The sequence below is a fragment of the Nitratireductor thuwali genome (assembly GCF_036621415.1).
GTDB classification, from domain to species: Bacteria; Pseudomonadota; Alphaproteobacteria; order Rhizobiales; family Rhizobiaceae; genus Chelativorans; species Chelativorans thuwali.
On sequence record NZ_CP030941.1, the window covers coordinates 1583238 to 1602500 of the forward strand.

At 61.7% G+C, this 19263-nt stretch carries 12 protein-coding genes and 2 pseudogenes (1 of these 14 cut by a window edge); 10 read left to right on the forward strand and 4 right to left on the reverse strand.

The genetic code is table 11. The features are described from left to right. Window positions 1–3 precede the first annotated feature (3 nt). The 6 genes from NTH_RS07565 (at window position 4) to NTH_RS07590 (ending at window position 6214) form a co-directional block, all read left to right on the forward strand. Entirely contained in the window at window positions 4–1620 is a 1617-nt protein-coding gene (locus tag NTH_RS07565; RefSeq protein ID WP_338529452.1) for a class I adenylate-forming enzyme family protein, read from the forward strand. Continuing rightward, window positions 1617–2156, forward strand: coding sequence for an enoyl-CoA hydratase/isomerase family protein (locus tag NTH_RS07570; protein ID WP_338529453.1), 540 nt, complete (start codon window positions 1617–1619; stop codon window positions 2154–2156). Before NTH_RS07565 ends, NTH_RS07570 begins: the two co-directional genes overlap by 4 nt. An 84-nt stretch (window positions 2157–2240) precedes the next feature. After that, window positions 2241–3740 carry an IS21 family transposase gene (gene istA / locus NTH_RS07575; RefSeq protein WP_338528863.1) on the forward strand — a complete coding sequence of 500 codons (1500 nt, stop codon included), beginning with the start codon at window positions 2241–2243 and terminating at the stop codon, window positions 3738–3740. Then, window positions 3737–4474, forward strand: a complete 738-nt coding sequence (istB, locus tag NTH_RS07580; RefSeq protein ID WP_422392347.1) for an IS21-like element helper ATPase IstB — start codon at window positions 3737–3739, stop codon at window positions 4472–4474. Before istA ends, istB begins: the two co-directional genes overlap by 4 nt. A 192-nt stretch (window positions 4475–4666) precedes the next feature. Next, the gene (locus tag NTH_RS07585; RefSeq protein ID WP_338529454.1) at window positions 4667–5401 is read left to right on the forward strand and encodes a cytochrome-c peroxidase; all 735 of its coding nucleotides are present in this window, start codon (window positions 4667–4669) and stop codon (window positions 5399–5401) included. A 327-nt stretch (window positions 5402–5728) separates the two neighbouring features. Then, on the forward strand, window positions 5729–6214 hold the full coding sequence (locus tag NTH_RS07590; RefSeq protein ID WP_338529455.1) for an SH3 domain-containing protein: 486 nt from the start codon (window positions 5729–5731) through the stop codon (window positions 6212–6214). A gap of 464 nt (window positions 6215–6678) precedes the next feature. Here the strand turns inward: NTH_RS07590 and NTH_RS07595 are convergent, their stop codons facing one another. The 4 genes and pseudogenes from NTH_RS07595 to NTH_RS07610 form a co-directional block, all read right to left on the reverse strand. Continuing rightward, window positions 6679–7728: a DUF4238 domain-containing protein gene (locus NTH_RS07595; protein WP_338529456.1), complete on the reverse strand. Its 1050-nt coding sequence runs from the start codon at window positions 7726–7728 to the stop codon at window positions 6679–6681. A 327-nt stretch (window positions 7729–8055) separates the two neighbouring features. Then, window positions 8056–8949, reverse strand: a pseudogene (locus NTH_RS07600) (IS3 family transposase); the annotation flags it as partial. Beyond that, complete coding sequence (locus NTH_RS07605; RefSeq protein ID WP_338529457.1) at window positions 8950–10308, reverse strand: IS110 family transposase; 1359 nt, start codon at window positions 10306–10308, stop codon at window positions 8950–8952. It abuts the pseudogene before it with no gap. Between the two features lie 231 nt (window positions 10309–10539). Continuing rightward, window positions 10540–10794, reverse strand: a pseudogene (locus tag NTH_RS07610) (transposase); the annotation flags it as partial. Window positions 10795–11159: 365 nt separating this feature from the next. Here NTH_RS07610 and NTH_RS07615 point away from each other — a divergent pair. From NTH_RS07615 to NTH_RS07630, 4 genes are all read left to right on the forward strand, one after another. Next, window positions 11160–12434 (forward strand): metallophosphoesterase family protein, encoded by a 1275-nt coding sequence (locus NTH_RS07615; RefSeq protein ID WP_338529458.1) that lies wholly within the window; start codon window positions 11160–11162, stop codon window positions 12432–12434. After that, window positions 12434–15952 (forward strand): AAA family ATPase, encoded by a 3519-nt coding sequence (locus NTH_RS07620; RefSeq protein ID WP_338529459.1) that lies wholly within the window; start codon window positions 12434–12436, stop codon window positions 15950–15952. The genes NTH_RS07615 and NTH_RS07620 overlap by 1 nt, the downstream gene beginning before the upstream one ends. A 532-nt stretch (window positions 15953–16484) precedes the next feature. Next, window positions 16485–17699: an SIR2 family protein gene (locus NTH_RS07625; protein WP_338529460.1), complete on the forward strand. Its 1215-nt coding sequence runs from the start codon at window positions 16485–16487 to the stop codon at window positions 17697–17699. Further along, window positions 17696–19263 carry the 5' portion of an ATP-binding protein gene (locus NTH_RS07630; protein ID WP_338529461.1) on the forward strand. 226 nt of this gene lie beyond the right edge of the window, so the window shows 1568 of its 1794 coding nt (coding positions 1–1568); the start codon lies at window positions 17696–17698; its stop codon lies beyond the right edge, outside the window. Before NTH_RS07625 ends, NTH_RS07630 begins: the two co-directional genes overlap by 4 nt.

A 19263-nucleotide genomic window follows, 5' to 3' on the forward strand; every position in this document is an offset into this window, starting at 1 on the left:
ACAATGCGACCGTATCTCACTCTCCATAATCCACGCGCGGCGCAAGGCTATTACGATGCCGGACTTTGGACGCGGGACACGTTCTACAGCCTGCTGGTCGCAAACGCGGCAGCGCGTCCCGACGCACCCGCTCTTCGCGACGGAACGAGGCACCTCACCTGGGCCGAAATCCTCGCGCGGGTCGATGGCATTGCTGCGGAATTGCGCATCTACGGGCTGCAGGGTGGCGACCGCGTCTCGATCTGGATGTCGAACAAGCTTGAAGGCATCCTGATGTTCCTGGCCTGCGCTCGCGAGGGGTTCGCTTGCAACCCGTCCCTGCACCGGACGCACACCTGCGCCGAGATCGGGACACGACTGAATCGCCTGTCGACGCGTATCCTCTTGACGGAGGATGGTTGGGGCGCGGACCGAACGACCGCGAATTTCGACACGATCCTTTCCGGGGTCAAAAGCCTCAAGATGGTCTTCACACCGGAGACGTTGCCAGAAGTTGCCCCGAATCTGGCCCAGCCGAACACCGATCCGGACTGCGTTGCCTACCTGGCCTTCACATCCGGAACGACGGGGGAGCCGAAATGCGTCATGCATTCGCACAACACCCTGCTGGCCAACGCGCGTGAACTCGCAAGTGACTGGAATCACGGTTCCGATACCTCGATCCTCACGCTCTCCCCCCTGTCACACCACATCGCCTGGGTGGCAGTTGCCCAATGGCTGATAGCGGGCGGCAACCTGACGACCGATGACGCCCCGGCAGGCCTCAGCCGCCTGGACTGGATCATTGAATCCGGAGCCAGCTATGTGATGGGCGTCCCGACCCATGCCATGGACATTCTGGAAAGCCAGAAGGAACGCGGATTGCGGCGTCTCGGCAATGTCGACGTTTTCTACATGGCGGGCTCGCCGATTCCGCCATCGGTCGCCGACGCCTTCGTCAGGCAAGGCATCAAGGCGCAGAATGTCTACGGCATGACGGAGAACTCGTCGCATCAGTACACCCACCCGGACGACGACATCGAGACGATCATCAACACCTGCGGACGCGGCGGAAGCGCGTACGAAGTCCGCATCTTCGATACCGACGATCAGGACACGCAGCTTCCTACCGGCGGCATCGGACAGATCGGGGGACGCGGCGCCGCGCTGATGTTGGGTTACTTCGACGATCAGAACGCGACGGAAAATTCCTTCAACAAGGATGGGTGGTTTATGTCCGGTGATCTGGGGTCGTTGGACGAGCGTGGCAACCTGACGATCGAGGGCCGAATCAAGGACCTCATCATCCGTGGCGGCCATAACATCTATCCGGCCCACATAGAGGCGGTCGCCATGCGCCATGACCGTGTGGAGCGGGTTGCGTGCTTTCCGGTGTCGGATCAGCGGCTCGGCGAGCGCGTGTGCATCGCCATTATAGGCGATGCGGAACCGGACGACCTGCTGCTGCATCTCGCCGAGGAGGGTCTTTCGAAATACGACATGCCGGAATATTTCCTGCGGGTGGATAGCTTTCCGCTCACTGCAAGCGGCAAGATTCTGAAGCGCGAGCTTGTGGAAATGGCCAACCGCCACGAAATTAAGCCGACGCCAATCCGCTTTCGGCTCGCAGGTGCGAAATGACGGTCGGTCTGGAGATCGCTGGCTCCTTCGCTGTAATCACCCTCAACAGGCCGGATAAGCTGAACGCCCTGTCTTTCGAAGTGCTGAGGGAACTCGACGGCAGGCTCGACGAGGTGGCTCGTTTGTCCGTTCGAGCGCTGATTGTGACGGGGGCGGGCAACAAGGCCTTTTGCGCCGGTGCGGACATCGAAGAGCTTCGACACAGGCAGTTGATGGAGCAGAAACGAGGCGCCGAGCTCGGCCAGACCATTTTCGAAAAGATCGCCCGGCTACCGGTCGTTTCGATTGCGGCTATCAACGGCTACGCATTCGGCGGTGGCTTGGAACTTGCGCTTGCCTGCACGCTCAGGATTGTCTCGGCGAACGCCAAGATGGGCCTCCCGGAAATCAGACTCGGCCTGATCCCCGGCTATGGCGGCACACAGCGCCTGCCACGACTGATCGGCGAAGCGCGTGCTCTGGATATCATCCTCACCGGCCGCACGATCGACGCGGCCGAGGCCTGTGATTTTTCATGGAATAGGGACCCCGTTTGAGGGGTAATTTTTATCCAAAAGGGACCCCTGAGACACAGGGGCATCAGACTGCCTCCGATTGTCATCGGAGGCATTTGTTTTTGGATGTTGGTTGTGGAAACGATCGCGAAGATACGCCGTGCCTATTTTGTCCATGGGAAGCCCATCAAGGCGATTTGCCGCGAGTTGAATGTCTCGCGCAAAGTGGTGCGCAAGGTAGTGCGCTCGGAGGCGACGGAGTTTCGCTACGAGCGCAAACATCAGCCGATGCCAAGCATGGGTGCCTGGCGGGATGAGCTGGAGCGGCTGTTGTCGGCCAATGCGGCGAAGCCATCGCGTGAGCAGCTGACCCTGATGCGGGTTTTTGAAGAGCTTCGGGGCCTCGGCTATGAGGGCAGCTACAGTTCGGTCTGGCGGCATGCGCAGGCCTGGAAAGAGAAGCGCGGCAGCACCTCCGTCGCCGCCTATGTGCCGCTGAGCTTTGCACCGGGCGAGGCCTACCAGTTCGACTGGAGCCACGAGATCGTGGTGCTGGGCGGTGCGACGACCACGGTGAAGGTTGCGCATGTGCGGCTGTGCCACAGTCGGATGCTGTTCGTGCGGGCCTATCCGCGCGAGACGCAGGAGATGGTGTTCGATGCCCATGACCGGGCGTTTGCCTTCTTCCGGGGCACCTGCACGCGCGGCATCTACGATAACATGAAGACGGCGGTGGAGACCGTCTTCGTCGGCAAGGACCGCCAGTTCAACCGCCGCTTCCTGCAGATGTGCAGCCACTATCTTGTCGAGCCGGTCGCCTGCACGCCGGCCTCGGGCTGGGAGAAGGGCCAGGTTGAGAACCAGGTCGGGCTGGTGCGCCGGCGCTTCTTCACACCGCGGTTGCGCTTCAGGAACTATGAGGAGTTGAACGCCTGGCTGCTCGACCAGTGCGTCGTCTTTGCCAAGGCGCATCGCCATTCCGAGCGGCCCGAGCAGACGGTCTGGGAAGCCTTCGAGGCTGAACGGGCAAGCCTGGTGCCCTATGCCGGCCACTTCGATGGATTCCACGCCGTGCCGGCCTCGGTGTCGAAGACCTGCCTGGTGCGCTTCGACAACAACAAATACTCCGTCATGGCCAGCGCGCTCGGCCGGCCGGTGGAGATCCAGGCCTATGCCGACCGGATCGTGATCCGCCAGGATGGGGTGATCGTCGGCGAGCATCGCCGCGCCTTTGGCCGCGGCAAGACCGTCTACGACCCTTGGCACTATGTGCCGGTTCTGGCCCGCAAGCCGGGCGCGCTGCGCAACGGCGCGCCCTTCAAGGACTGGATGCTGCCCAGCAGCCTGGAGCGGATACGCCGCAAGCTTGCCCGTTCTGACGACGGAGACCGGCAGATGGTGAGCATTCTGTCGGCCGTGCTGAGCGACGGCATGCCGGCGGTGGAAGCCGCCTGCGCAGAAGCGTTGCGTGAGGGTGCCTGCTCGGCCGATGTCATCCTCAACATCCTGGCGCGTCGACGCGAGACGGCGCGGCCACCGACTATGGCCACGCCGGCCGGCCTCAAGCTTCACCATGAACCCACGGCAGATTGCAGCCGATACGATCAATTGAGGAGAGCCGTATGATGGACCGCACCGACATTCTCGCCACCATGGGATCGCTGAAGCTCTTCGGCATGAAGGCGGCCTATGACGAGATCATTCGAACCGCCGTGAAGCGCCAACACGAGCCGCAGCGCATCATCGCCGACCTGCTCAATGCAGAGATATCCGAGAAGAAGGCGCGCTCGATCAAATACCAGATGACGATCGCCAAGCTGCCGCTGGCCAAGGAGATCGAGGACTTCGTCTTCGACGGCACACCGATCAACGAGACGCTGGTGCGTGATCTGGCCGGCGGCAACTTCCTCGCCCATCAGCGCAACGCCGTCCTCGTCGGCGGCACCGGAACCGGCAAGACCCATCTCGCCGTCGCCATCGCCCGCGCCTGCATCCGTGACGGCGCGCGCGGCCGCTTCTTCAACGTCGTCGACCTCGTCAACCAGCTCGAGGCCGAGGCCCGGGCCGGGCGCCAGGGGCGGCTCAACGATCGGCTGTGTCGCCTGGACTTCGTCATTCTCGATGAACTTGGCTATCTGCCTTTCGCTCAGGCCGGCGGGCAGCTCCTGTTCCACCTCATCAGCCGGCTCTATGAGCAGACATCGGTGATCGTCACCACCAATCTCACCTTTGGCGAATGGCCGACTGTCTTCGGCGACGCCAAGATGACCACGGCACTGCTCGATCGGCTCACCCATCACTGCGACATCATCGAGACCGGCAACGACAGCTGGCGCTTCAAGAACCGCTCTCAAAGCTAAAGCCGAAAGGCCAATCAGGCGCACTCGACCGGGCTGCGCAAACTCGACCAGCTCCACCCGGTCGAGCGCTCACATCGTGCCCGTCAAAGGGGTCCCTTTTGGACGAAAAAACGGGGTCCCGTTTCCGCGATCATTGACACTAACGACCCTCTTGTGGTCGCAGTTCACCTACCCCCCGTTGAAATCGGCGAGATGCTTCTCAACAGTTCGGGCAACGAGACGCTTCAGAGCGAAACCGTCGGTTCAGCGAACGATATCTTTCGGGAGCTGGCGCAGCATCTGCGGAATGACGCCGAGATCGGTCCGGCAGTTGCGAAGGCGCACAAGGTTCAGCAGAGCGAACTCCGTTTCCTCGACATGGCAGAGGCGCTCGCAGGCTTTATTCGCCATAATTTTCGTCTTAAGCCGACGCGATTTCATGACTTCGTGTTCGGCAGTGGCCAACTCACGCCCGACGAACTCGCAGGCGGATTGATCTTCTATGGTAAGGGTCGGTGCGGAATTTGCCACAACGGCCCCTACTTCTCCGATTTTGATTTTCATGCCATCCCATTCCCGCAGGCGGGATTTGGCAAGAACGGATTTGGGGTCGACTACGGTCGCTACAACGTTACACTTGACGTTGATGACCTCTACAAATTCAGAACGCCGCCGCTTTTCAATGTCACCAAGACCGCGCCGTATTCTCACTCTGGTTCGCTCTATTATCTCTCCGAAGCGATAAAAGTTCACGTCGACCCGCTGGGCGATCCCCGCGCGATTCCAGCGGACGCCAGACAGCGGGCCGACTTCTATGAAGTCCTCAAGAAATGGAGCCACGCGCCGATGGCCGGTGTCGAACTCAGTGACGGTGATATCAAGCAGCTGATTGCATTCCTGGGAGCTCTTGAATTTGAAAGCGATGAAGCGGTCCGCGAGTTGAACTGAAATTGGCGCTCAGCCAAGTCATTCGCTTGCTTATTCGCTCTGCGCCGGTAGTAGCCAGTTCGGAGCGAACTGTGAATGACCGCAACGAGCCGTGAGCGGACAGTCCGGTTTGCAATCGTCACCCTGCGATAGCTGCTATTCTGTTCCGGACCCTCGCATCAAAAGCTCGCGCTCCACGTCCGGAGCCAATGTTTCGAGGCTTTAACCGAAAAACGTCAGTTCACTAACGGACTCGCCTAAGGATGGAACTGAACCCTTAGGCGAAGGCGACGGTTGCGCAGCCTACGAACGCGGGATAGCTTTCCCTGGGCGAAAGGGGGAACACCGATGACGAGGAATCTACTGCTGTCGGCCGCAGCGGCCGTCGCGATTTCTATTCCGGCAATGGCCCAGACGCAGATGTGGACCTCCGTCGACTCGGCCAACCGCCGCACCTGCCCGTCGTCCGAGTGTGGCAGTGTCGGCACGCTCTTCTATCGGGAGTCGGCGAAGGTCTTCGAGACCAGGAACGGCTGGTCCCGAGTGTCGCAGTACTACGACGCCGCCTGTTCCGGAGGGCGATCGGCCTATGTGGATTCGGGGAGAGCCGACTGCACGCCAATCAATGGGATCGTAGGCGGGCAGTTCGCCGAATGGGTGCGCTCCGACCTGCTGGCGGCACAGCGTCCCGCCGATCCGTCCGTGGGCGCGACCGGGACAGCTAAGCTCATCGGCCAGAGCGATGACTTCCGGCTGCACCGAGACGCCTTCGTGAAAGCCACGGACGAACTCATCGCCTCCGGAAGGTGCCGGGCATCGGACTTCGAGGAATGAGGCGGCTGGATGAAGTCGTCGAACAAGGGCGCTGGCATCTATTTCAGCTACTGCGGAGGCGGCGCCGACCGCATCTATCTCGACGTTGGCAGCGGCCGGGTGTTCCGATGAGTGTCCGCATCAGCAGTGCGGTTGCCGGGATTGTGCTCGCCGCGGTTGCCGCAAGGCTATTTTACGATAGCAGCAACTTGGGGGCCGTCTGCTGCCTGTCCGGTTCTGGTCGAAAAACCGAGTAAGCCGCCGTTCGGCTGACGACCTCATTGTAGCCATTCGTAAAGCGTCTATCGCCGCCGGAACTCTGCCCTCCGTTCAGTTTCGCCAAACGGCAGATTCGGGCACTAGGCCGACTAGCAGGCCTAGGTATAGAGCTAACGATAGCAGACGCTCAAAGCGTCGAGTTCGGTTACGAATCAGGGGCCGATAGCGGAATCGCGATCTTTGACAGGGCTTCCCACAGGAGAAGATCATTCCCACAGACTGGCCGGGCCGACGCCGCGTCGGGCGCGGCGAGCGCGATCCGTATAGGTCAACAACAAAGGCCACGCGGCCGGCGCGGGTACGTTGCGTTGTGTATGAAGTATTTCCCTGCGGTCAGGGTGGTAGACGCGGTCGCCCGTTACGGCAACGAAGGAATCGCTGCCCGGGGCTGTCTCCTGCAGGGTCTCCACGCTAAACCACGTCGCCCTGCGGCGCGACTTGGCGCTGTGGTAAGTCGACGCGACCAACGCTCGATCCCTCCAGTCACGGAAATAGAGATTGGCATGGCCACGAACAGCCTGCAGATCGTTAAAGGCGGCCACGTCCGCGACACGGTCCATGACGCCAAGTTCGCCTAGCCTTTTCTCTAGGCGGTAGATGGCCGGGTCGAATGACATCAGAAGGAGCTCCGGCGTCAGCGGCATCAGTAGCATTGCGCCCGGACTGCCGAGACCTGCACCTCCCAGCACGTCCTTTTGCAGGTGGAAGCGGTTAGTGTAGACCACCGGATCATCGGATGTGAAGAATGGCATTGACGTGCGATTGAGGATAATCCGCGTCTGTAGGTGGGCCGTACTTCCTATGCTGTCCTTGAAAGCGTTCAGCGCAAGCTGAAGGGCCATCTCGTGCGTCATAACTAGGCTTTCCAGCAGCTCCGGTGTAGCCTCATCGGCTATCATCGCCCGTTCCGCCTCCGCTAGCCGGATTTGGCTGTCGATCCACGCCGCGCTCCTGTAGGACTGCAGCAGCATGAAGGCGTGGAGGCGGCGGACGTCTACCGGTGTCGCGGCAGCGGGATCGTTGACGACGCGCCGCATGATCTCGCCGTATTCACCTTCGGGCTCTTGCAACGCCCGCTCCAAGATGCCGTCGCGCCCATAGAAATATGGCTTTGCGCACTGTCCTTTCGCCGGCGCCGCTTCGACCGACCGTTCGCGGGAGATGTTGAATAGATTAACGGCGGCCCCTTCACCGTCCGCGCAGAATGCGCGGAGATAACAACGGGGCACGAAGTGCTGGGATTTGTTAGCGGGCATGGTGGCCGGATGATGTGGCGCCTAGGTCGACGACGCAACAACTGTCGTCTGTCGGCGTGCTTCACACGCGAAATCGCGGACTTCACGGCGCCCATTTGCAGCATCGACTACGCCTTCCTCGGCTTCTCAGGCAACCTCAGCGGCGGGATTCTTGATATGCAGTTCCAAAAGTCGCCTGTCCACTCCCCACCTACCTTGATCGTTCGAAGGCACCACTCTGGGGGCCGCAACCGGACAGGCAGGTAAAAGCTGCCTGCAGTCTGAAGCGGACTCTAGCTCCGCATAACTACATCGATTTGGCCTGCTGCCGGTTTTTCGGACACGAGGTTAAGCTAACATAGCTCGTTCCTCGAACTCCACGGGGCTCAGATAGCCCAGTGTCGAGTGCCTGCGCCGCGGATTGTAGAAGCGCTCGATATAATCGAAGACATCCGCCCTGGCGTCATCCCTCGTCCTGTAGACCTTGCGGGCCGTTCGCTCGGTCTTGAGCGAGGAAAAGAAGCTCTCCATCGCCGCATTGTCCCAGACATTGCCCGACCGGCTCATCGAGCAGGTGATGCCGTGGTCGGCCATCAGGCGCTGGAACTGCTCGCTTGTATATTGGCTCCCCTGGTCCGAATGATGCATGAGGCTGTCGGGCCTGCCTCTCCTCCAGATCGCCATGATGAGGGCGTCCGTGACGAGTTGCGCCGTCATCTCGGCCTTCATCGCCCAACCGACGACGCGGCGGGAGAACAGGTCGATGACGGCGGCGACATAAAGCCATCCCTCGGCGGTCCAGAGATAGGTGAAGTCGGCCACCCACTTGCGGTTCGGAGCCGACGCCTCGAACGCGCGGTCGAGGAGGTTCTGCGACACCACTGTCCGCTCTCCTGTGTCCTTCGGCAGTCCCCGCCGGCGTGGTCGCGCCCGCAGGCCGTTCTCCCGCATCAGCCGCTCGATGCGGTGCAGGCCGCAGGAGACCCCATCGGCGAGGACATCGTGCCAGACGCGGCGTGCACCATAGGTGCGATCGCTGCTCTTGAAGCTGCGGTCGATCGCGCCGAGGAGCGCCTCGTCGTGCCGCGACCGTGCGCTGGGAGCCCGGGTGAGCCAGGCATGAAAGCCCGACCGCGACACATCCAGCGCTTCGCAGAGCCATGCCACCGGCCAGATCGAACGGTGCTTTGCAATGAATGCGAACCTCATATCGCGTCCTTTGCAAAGTAGGCTGCGGCCTTCCTAAGAAACACTCGCTGCTGCTGGCGCGGGAGCCAGTTCGTAGCCGAGAGATCGGGCTCGACGCTGGAGGTTGGCAAGAACGCGTGTTCGATGCCGCTCGTCATAGGCTGCCGCACCCGGGTCGCTATAGGTCATGCCGAAGCGGAGCGTGTTATAGAAGAGCACGGCGATCTTGCGTGCAGTGGCGGTCACCGCCTTCTGTTTGCCGATGCGGGACGACAGCCGTCGATAGAATGCTCCCAACGCCGTGTCGCTGCGTCCAAGCGTGATCGCGGCCAGCCGCAACAGGGCCGCCGCCCGACTTGAGGATCGTCGCGTCCGTGATGAGAGGAGCTTTCCGCCTGAGATCTTGTTGCCAGGCGCAAGGCAAAGCCAGGATGTAAAGTGCTTCGAACTGGGCCATGCTCGTAGATCCGTTCCGCATTCCGCGACGAGCTTCAGTGCCAAAGATGGTCCGATGCCGTGTATCTGGGTCAGATCCACGCCGAGGACGCCGTGCAGGGCTGCTCGGACATCGAACGCCGGTGCGCCGGCTGGCTTCTGACGGAAGCGCGGCTTCGGCAACGGGGCCGGGTTCGCGTTACGGATGGTCAGCACTTCGACGGACGCTTCCAGCTTTTGATCGCATTCGGCAATCTTTGCCTGATAGGCATCGTAGAGGTCCAGGGATTGAGCCAGCGCGAAGATGTGTTCGTCGCGGTCATTCCCAATCAGTGCCGACCGGATCTTGTCGATGGACGACTGACAGCGCACGTCCCGGTAAGCGGCCAACGCGTCTGGGTCTCGCTCTCCGGCTACAAGAGCCCGGATGATCCGCATGCCGGTTACTCCGGTGATATCGGAGACAACATGATGGAGTTGAAGGTTCATCTCCATCAGCGCCTTTTGCATGTGCTGGATATGGGCCGCTGCGTATTCGACGAGCCGTTCCCTCTGGCGCAGATAGGACCGCAGCGCAGCTATCTCCGCCTCGGGGCGAAAGCTGCCACGTAGCAGGCCGTATGAATGCAGTTGCCGCAGCCAGGCGGCATCGCTGACATCTGTCTTCCGTCCCGGCACGTTCTTGGCGTAACGCGCATTCACCAGGATCACCTCGAACCCGTGCTGCTCGAGGATCTCGAAGGCGGGTATCCAGTAGACGCCGGTCGATTCCATTGCGACACTCGTCACACCGCAGGATCGGAACCACGTCGCCAGATCGTGCAGATCCTGCGTGAAGGTTCCAAAAGCACGTACAGGCGTCTCGCAGACATCGGGATTTACCGCCGCCATGTGCATCGTCGAACCGATGTCCACCGCCGCGGCATGTGAATTGACCATCTTCATGTCCGGGTGGCCGCCGGTCGTGATCTTCGTCATGGCATCTCCTCCGTTCGGGTTGGAGGGCGTGGGTTATGCCAGTCCTTCATCTTCCTAATCGGGATCGCGCGGACAGCCGGCGTCACCACTCTCAAGTGCGCATGAACCCATGGGCCACGTTTTTTAACGGGGTCGATCCCACCAATAAGCTAACGGCCGCTGCCCTCACGGATCGAGAGTAGCACAGGGCGGTTTCTACCGCGCGCAGGCGAGCAGTGGCCCGGGGTGGTTTTTTAGGATGTCACGCTCCGCCTTGAGCTTCGCGACCTCCTTGCGCAGCCGGTCGATCTCGAGCTGCTCCGGCTTCATCTGCCCATGACCGGGAAACGCATGCTGCGGATCAGCGCCCAGTTCCCTGACCCATTTGCGCAGCACATTCTCATGGAGATCAAGATCGCGGGCAGCCTGGGCGACCGACACGCCTCGTTCCTTGACCAACCTCACCGCCTCAACCTTGAACTCGCGGCTGAACTTCCTTCTCTGCATTCACAAACTCCGGTTTCGTCAAAGCACCTTATCTCGGTGTCCACGAAACCGGCAGCAGGCCAATTAGCTAATGCCTCCAGCAGGGGCAGCCCATGTCAACGCGATCGTATTCGAACGACCCCGTATGAAGCAGAGAGCCGCCCCTAGGATGAGACGCACTAGAACAGCACCTAGTCTTTGATGCCGAGGTGTTTCCGCGAAGCTTCCTGAAGCCCTTTCATTGCAGAGGACAAGGTGCCGTCGACCGAAACCTGCGCTGTCTCTTGGGGATACATGACAGAATTTTGCGCCTTCTCACGCTAGGCGTGCGATCGTTCGTGCTTGGGGAATCATCCCAAGCCTAATGAGCGCGGGAGGCTGGGCAGTTGGCATATCGTTTCGTGCACGCAGCGGACATCCACTTGGACTCTCCGCTCAGATCGCTGGCAATGAGGAACCCGGAGCTTGCCGAGCTGGTCGGCAACGCGACGAGGCAGGCATTCGTGCGCGTAATCGATCTCTGCCTTCGAGAGCAGGTCGACGCGCTGCTGCTGGCCGGGGACCTTTATGACGGCGAGCAGACGTCTATGAAGACCGCTCGGTTCCTTGCCGAGCAGGTGCGTCGGCTGCATGAGGCGGGCATCCGCGTATTCATCATCCGCGGGAACCACGACGCCGTTTCCCAGATCACGAAGGAACTGGTGTTTCCGGAGACGGTGAAAGTTTTCAGCGGGCGGGCGGAAGCGGTCGCGATCGAGCGCACGCGAGCCGACTTCCCAGTTGTGATCCATGGCCTGAGCTTCGCCGAGCCGCAGGCGCCGGAAAGCCTGGTCAGTGAATACAAGCCCGCGGTCGAGGGCGCTCTCAACATCGGCATCCTCCACACCAGCCTGACGGGTTCCAGCGGTCACAATCCCTACGCACCCTGCAGCCTCGCTGACCTGCAGGCGACCGGCTTCCACTACTGGGCCCTTGGACACATCCACAAGCGTTCGGTCGTCGAGGGGAAGTGCACCGTCGTGATGCCAGGGATGCCGCAAGGGCGCGACATCAATGAATCCGGCGTCAAATCCGTATCCCTCGTCACGGTGGCAGACGACCTATCCATCCGGGTCGAGCAACGCCTGACCAGCGTGGCCCAGTTCGAGCGCGTGGAACTCGATACCAGCGACATTAACGACTGGCCTGTCCTGGCAAGGGAGATCGGGAAGGCGCTGGAACGCGCGCGCGCCGGTGCAGCTTCCGACCATCTCGTGGCCCGCGTCCGTCTTACAGGCACGTCGCCTCTCGCGTGGAGGATGCGGCGCGACGTCGACCTTCTGAAAACCGAAGCGGATGACCGGGCCTCCGTAGCCGGTCGTTGCTGGGTGGAGAAGCTGGAGGTCCAGAGCCAGCCGCCGTCCGGAACGCAGTCCGCTTCTGGTGATCCGTTGATCGAGCTGCGGTGCCTGATCTCCGCCGAGGTGGCGGGTTCCGATGCATTCAAGGCTGCTGCGCTCGAGGCCGCGGAGGAACTGCGAGGGCAGCTGCCTGCCGAGTGTCGCCACATCCTGGGAGAGGACGAGGCCGAACTCGATCTGATCGTTGCCAATCTGCTAGTCGAGGGCGCCGACAATGTTGTCGCGCGCCTGCACGCCGAAGCCGAAGAGGAGATGGCGTGATGCGCATTCGCCGGCTCGACCTCACCCGGTACGGGAAATTCACCGACCATTCGATCGAATTCGGTCCGAGGACGAAGGGCCGCCCTGACCTGCATATCGTCTACGGCCCTAACGAGGCCGGAAAGTCCACAACGCTGGCCGCGGTACTGGACCTCCTGTTCGGCATGGAGATGCGAACTCCCTATGGCTTTCTTCACCCCTATCCTTCCATGCGGCTCGGCGCAGGCTTAGAGCTATCGACGGGTGAGCGGGAGGTCTTCCGCATCAAGAGGCCGCAGAATAGCTTGCTCGACGCCGACGATCAGCCGATCTCTGAGGCTGTGCTTCGAGGCGATTTGGGCGGGTTGGATCGCGAGGCGTACCGGACGATGTTCTCGCTCGATGACGATACGCTCGAGAAAGGCGGTGAGAGCATCCTGGCGAGCGAGGGCGATCTCGGAGAGCTCCTGTTCTCGGCCAGTGCCGGACTTGCCGACCTCGGCCAGCGGCTCGGCGAGTTGAAGGGGGAAGCCGACGCTTTCTATCGAAAGCGGGCGCGCAGCGGAGAGCTCGGTGATCTGAAGAGCGAACTCGAAGCCCTGAAGGCGGAACGAGCAGGGATCGACACGCTCGCCGGTCGATACGCTCAGCTGATCGCGGCGAGGGAAAGCGCGGCCGCTCAGTACGATGAGGCGATCGCTGCTCGCGGCCGGACACAGGCGCGCGTCAGCGAGATCCAGCGACTGCTGTCAGCCCTCCCACGCTTGGCCACCCTGCGGTCAGTGCGCGAAAAGCTCGTTCCGCTTGAATCCCTGCCGGAGGCTCCGCACGGTATGGCCGACGAGCTTGCGACGCTTCAGTTCAATGAGGTCGAGCTGACCACGCGCGCAAAAGGCGTCACCGAGCGCATTCAGGAGCTCTCTACGGAGCTCGAGAAGGAGATGGTCGACGAGGTTGCCCTGGGACTTCTCGACCGAGCGTCACGCCTCCCTGCCCTGCAAGCACGGTATCTCACTGCCACCAAAGATATACCCGAACGTCTCCTGCAGATGCGTGAAGCTGATGCCGCCATCGCGGGCATCCTGCGTCGGATCGGGTGCGAGGGCGAGGTCAATCCCGAGCGCCTCATCCTCAGCGCATCGGTGGTCGGCACACTACGCGAGCTCCTGGAGAGCCGCTCCGGAATCGCATCCTCGCTGCGGTCGGCTGAGACGGAGGTTTCCGATGCTCGTCGACGGGTGGATGAGGCCCGAGAGAAGCTGGAGGCGGCCGGCAGCGCCACAGACGTCACGTCAAGCGAAGGCGCCGGCGCAGCGGCACTGGCGTCGACCCTTGCCGCACTACGGACCGACGATCATCGTGCTCGCCTGCGGTTGGCCGACAAGGCGCTTGCGTTGCACCGGGAGGCCCTTGCGGCGAGGCTGCGAGAGCTGAAGCCTTGGGCGGGTGAGCCGCAGCATCTGCTCGAGATAGACGTGCCGGACAGGCTGACGATTGAGCGCTGGAAAGCGGATCTCGCGACGGCAAGAAAGCATATCGAGCGCAACGAACAGGACCTGCAACGCCTCATCACTGAACGCGAGCACCTGGGGGCCGAACTCGAGGCGCTGGAGAAAGTCACCGGGGTCGTCACCGACAACGAAGCCGCGGAGGTCAGGGCTGCGCGCGAGCTGGCGTGGGCGGAACATCGTAAGTCGCTGCACGCGAGCTCGGCGGATAATTTCGAGAAGGCGCTGAGGCAGGACGATCTGACCACGAACGCACGCTTCGCGCATGTCAATGAACTGGCGAAGCTACATCAAGGTTTGCAGGCGGCAGCCGTCATGGATGTCGACCTCGATCGCGCCCGCGGACAGCTGGACGGCGCGAAGGCGGACCTGCAGCGGATCCAAGGCGAGATCGCCGAAACCATCGCGGGGATGTCGTCCGGCCTCCCTGCCCGGATGTCTCCCGAACAGCTCGAGGCGTGGCTGACCGCGCGCGAGCATGCGCTTGCCGCCTACGCGGACCTCCGCTCTTCCGAGCGGGACCATAGGACGGCGCAGGAAGATGGTGAGGCAGCTTGCGAGCGGTTGAAGGGTGCCATGGATACTGCTGCCGTGTCCTATGATCCAGATTCGGGTTTCGAGCGGCTGTTGGCCGTTGCCGAGGCCGCCGTCGAACGCTCCTCCGACCTGAAGCAGCTCCGGCGCGAATTCGCGGACCGGCAGCGGGAGCTGATGGAACGAGAACGCGCGCTCGAACGGGCCACTGCCGAAGATCGGGACTGGAAATCCAAATGGGCAGCTGCGTGCGCGAACTCGTGGCTGGCCGCTGCGGGCCCGCGGTCGGTACCCGAAGTCCGGGAGATTCTCTCGGTCATCGGGGACCTTGGCTCCTGTATCGAGAAGGAGAGCGGTCTGGCCAACCGTGTCGCCAAGATGGAGAAGGACCGGGCTGATTTCGCTGCCGAGGTTGAGCGTCTCGCTGACGAGCTGGGAATTCCTGCGGAACAGTCCTCCCCGATGGACCTCGCCGCCTCGGTGGAGAACCGGGTCCGTCTCGCGGCTTCGGCGAGGGATCGCCGCCGCGAGAAGGAGGAAGCGGTCGAGGCGGCCCAAGAAAAGCAGCGTGATCTGGCCGAGGCCATTGCCATCCACGAGCAACGCAAGGCCAAAGTCCTGCAGACCTTCGGTGTTGCGTCGCTTTCGGAAGTTGGCGCGGTGCTGCAGCAGCTGGAGAAAAGGGTCGCGCTCAGGAGCGAGGCGGATTCGGCGGGCGCCGAGATCATCAATGCGATCGGTTCACAGACGCTGCGCGAGGCCGAAGAGCGCCTCGAGAGCACCGACAGGGCAGCGCTTGAGGCCGAGCTTGCGGAACTGGAAGCCCGTTTCGAGGATCACGATCAACGGAGCCGAGAGCTATTCACCGAACACAGCAAGGCTGTCGATGCCGTGAGTGCGATCGGGGATGACAACGCCGTGGCACGCATCGAGGAGCGACGCCGGACGGTCGCCCTCGAAATTGAGGAGAAGGCGCTCCGCTACTTGAAGCTCCGAATTGGCGTTGCGGCGGCTGAGCAGGCGCTCCGGCTCTACCGTGACCGGCACCGCAGCTCCATGATGGCTCGAGCCTCCGATGCGTTCCAGACGATCAGCCGCGGCGCATACATAGGTCTGACGACCCAGCCTGACAGGGACGCCGAAGTGCTCGTCGCGGTGAGCGCGGACGGCGGCTCGAAAGTGGCTTCGGCGCTTTCGAAGGGAACCAGGTTCCAGCTCTACTTGGCGCTTCGTGTGGCCGGATACCACGAGTTCGCTGCCTCTAATCGAGTCGTGCCGTTCCTCGCCGATGACATCATGGAGACGTTTGACGACTTCCGGGCGGAGGAAGCATTCCGCCTGTTCGCAAAGATGGCTCATGTAGGCCAAGTCATCTACTTCACCCACCATCAGCATCTCTGCGAGATTGCCCGGAAGGTCTGTCCGAGCGCGAGAGTCCATGAGTTGCCCCCGGCGGCGCCGCTGCATCTGGTGGAGACCCGTCAAAACGTCGCTTGATGTCCGGAGGAGCAATCGGCCGAATGCGGGGAGCGCTTGCCTCAGGTAGGTCCGGCCGCCCCTGAGTATTACATATCCCGTTTTCGGAGTCTGTTGCGTGCTTACCCGCAACGTGAATGTTGACGAGGGGCCTGCCGCCGACCGACCGCTTGAGCCGGAGGCGGCAGGAAGCGAACATCAAAGGCCGGTCTACGGCAATCTGATTTGACCTTTCGGCCTTAGCGCGCGTCTTCACAGATTCGAGGACTCGCAGCGGTGGTGCCATACCAGCAGCATCGGCTCGGCTACTGTAGTATCCAACCTCTCAACCTGATGCCGCTTCAGTATTCGAGCCCTTGGCACTTCTATACGACAATTCGTTCCAAAAGTCGGTCTTTCGCATCTGCCGTCGCCTCAGCATCTACCTGTCAAGCTCGAATAAACGCACAAATCCGGGACGAAAAATGCGCTAAGCAGTATAGAGGATCCTAATTTCCTTGACTGGCGCGACTAGGTCGCGACAGTTGCGCTTGAGGGTTCAGAGGGGGATCACTTGAGCATCAGTTTTCACAATCCCGACCAATATATGGCATCGCTGCGCACGATTATTGCGCAGGGAAGAAAGCGGGTTGGTCTGCTGGTCGGCGCCGGGGCGCCGGCAGGCATGGCTCGCGGAGATGGGACGCGCCCCTTGATTCCGGCGGTCGCCGGCCTAACCGATCGGGTTCTTACTGCAATCGAGCCCAAATACGGTGCACAGATCGCGGGGCTGAAGGCCAACCTCGTCAAACACGATATCGAAACTCTGCTGTCTCGCATCCGCTCGCTCAGTGGCGTTATCGGATCGATCAAGGTCCATGACCTTGATGGCGACGGATATCGGGTCATGGCGGAGGCGATCTGCGCCGAGATCGGGCGGATCGTGCAAGTTGGCCTGCCCAGCGGGATGACCGCCTATGGGGAGCTGGTGAGTTGGATTACTGGGGCACCGCGGACCCATGCTGTAGAGATTTTCACGACCAATTACGACCTGCTGTTCGAGGAGGCATTTGAGCGGGTGCGAGCGCCTTATTTCGATGGTTTCGCAGGCGCGCGCGAAGCCTTTTTCGATCCCGCCTCGGTTTCCGGGGACCAGCTGTCGGCGCGCTGGACACGGCTGTGGAAGATTCATGGGTCGCTCGGCTGGAAGGCGAATAAGCAGGGCGAGGTGGTTCGTACGGGTCAGCCCGACGCAACCCATCTTGTTTTTCCTGAGCATCTGAAATACGACCAGACCCAGAAAGCACCGTATGCGGCATTGCTCGATCGTCTGCACGCCTTCCTCGCCACCGAAGACACGTTGCTCGTTTCGATCGGGTTTTCCTACGCCGATGCCCATATCACGGCGCGCATCGACGAAGCTTTGGCCGCCAATCCTGCGGCAAGCGTATTTGCGTTCCAGTTCCAGACACTGGACAAGGAGATTTACGCGACCGAGCTCGCGTCCCGGCGGCCGAACTTCAGTGTTTATGCGCGCGATAAGGCGGTTATCAGCGGAGTCTCTGCGGAATGGCAGGCGCCGGGCGAGCTTCCAACCAAGGACTGGGGCCCAATCCGGAACAGCTATTGGGCTCCGCCTGCGGCGGGTGGAAAGGCCGAATTCAAGCTCGGCGCGATTGAGGAGTTCGCGCGGTTCTTCGCAAATTCGCGGTCGCCCCAAGCATTCGAAGCACCTGCAGCTACGCCTGCCGCCGCCGCTCCTGCGGCACCAACCGCGGCGGACGCATGACGAGCCCCACCTTCCTCGGACGCGTGGGCAGCGTCGCGGGTTCCACGATCAGCGTGCGTCAGGCTGAGTCCGTCGCGTCGGGAATTGCGATCATCGACGGCCGCAGCTATCGGGTCGCCCAGGTCGGAACCTTCGTCCGTATCCCGCAAGGCTACCATGATCTCTATGGGGTCATCTCCGAAGTTGGCGCCCAAGCCACACCGGAAACGCTAACCGACGCTCGCCAACGCGGGGAAAGCTGGATGACGGTCCAACTCGTCGGCGAAATCGTCGAAACAAGCTTCGAGCGCGGAATTAGCCAATACCCGGGCATCAACGACGAGGTTCATCTGGTTACTGAGCAGGACCTCGGCCGTATCTATGGTGTGCAGGATGCAGATCAGATCACGATAGGTCGTCTGGCTGGCGCCGAGAGCATCCCAGTGCGCATCGATCTCGACCGGCTTGTGACGCGGCACAGCGCGGTGTTAGGTTCAACGGGTTCCGGTAAGTCCACGACCATCTCCAGCCTGTTGCGGTCGATCTGCCATTCCGGCGGCGGCGAGCGTTGCAGAAGCGCCCGCATCCTGCTCCTGGACATCCACGGCGAATATGGCGAGGCGCTAAAGTCCGCTGCTCAGGTGTTCCGCGTTAACCCATCCGAGGACGAACAGCCGCTCCATATCCCCTATTGGGCCCTCGATACTCAGACCTTGCTCGACTTCCTGATGGGGCCAATGAGCGAGGCCGCCTACACGGGCGTGCTCGACAAAATTCAGGCTGCTAAGCTATCTGTCGCGGACGGTGTAGCCGGCATCGATGTCAACGCGCTGACGATCAACACGCCACTCCCGTTCAGCCTCAAACAGCTTTGGGCCGACCTTGTTGAACCGGAACATAAGACTTGGGCCGACAAGGAGCGCACAAACCCAGCCCTCGAAGAAGCCGGCGACGCAGCCACGTTGAAACTGCCTCGCTATCAGGTGCCCGGCACCGGGAGCGCCGCACCGTACATCAATCAGTTCGGCGTGCTCGGCATAAAGCGCCAGCTGACTCAAATGCGCTCGCGCCTGCTCGATCGCCAGTATGGTTTCATGCTGCATCCCGGCGAATGGGAACCCAACCTTGAGGGCAAGGCCGCCAAGGACTTGCCCGAATTGCTCGAAGCTTGGTTCGGCCATGACAAGCCGATCACCGTGCTCGACCTCTCCGGCGTGCCTAGCCAGGTGCTGGTGCGGCTGATCGGCGGCATCCTCAACATCACCTATGAGGCGATGTTCTGGGGACGTAGCCTGCCCGAGGGTGGGCGGAACCGACCCGAGCTCGTCGTCATGGAAGAGGCCCACCGCTATCTGGGGAAGGACAGCGACAACCCGGCGCGAGACATGGTGCAGCGCATCGTTAAGGAGGGGCGCAAGTTCGGCGTCGGCGCAATGATCGTCAGTCAGCGCCCTTCTGAAATTGACGAAACCATCCTGTCGCAATGCGGCACCTTGTTTGCCCTTCGTCTGTCCAACAGCGCAGACCAGGCTAAAGTGAAGGCGACGCTCCCCGACAGCCTCATGGGGCTGGTGAACACGTTGCC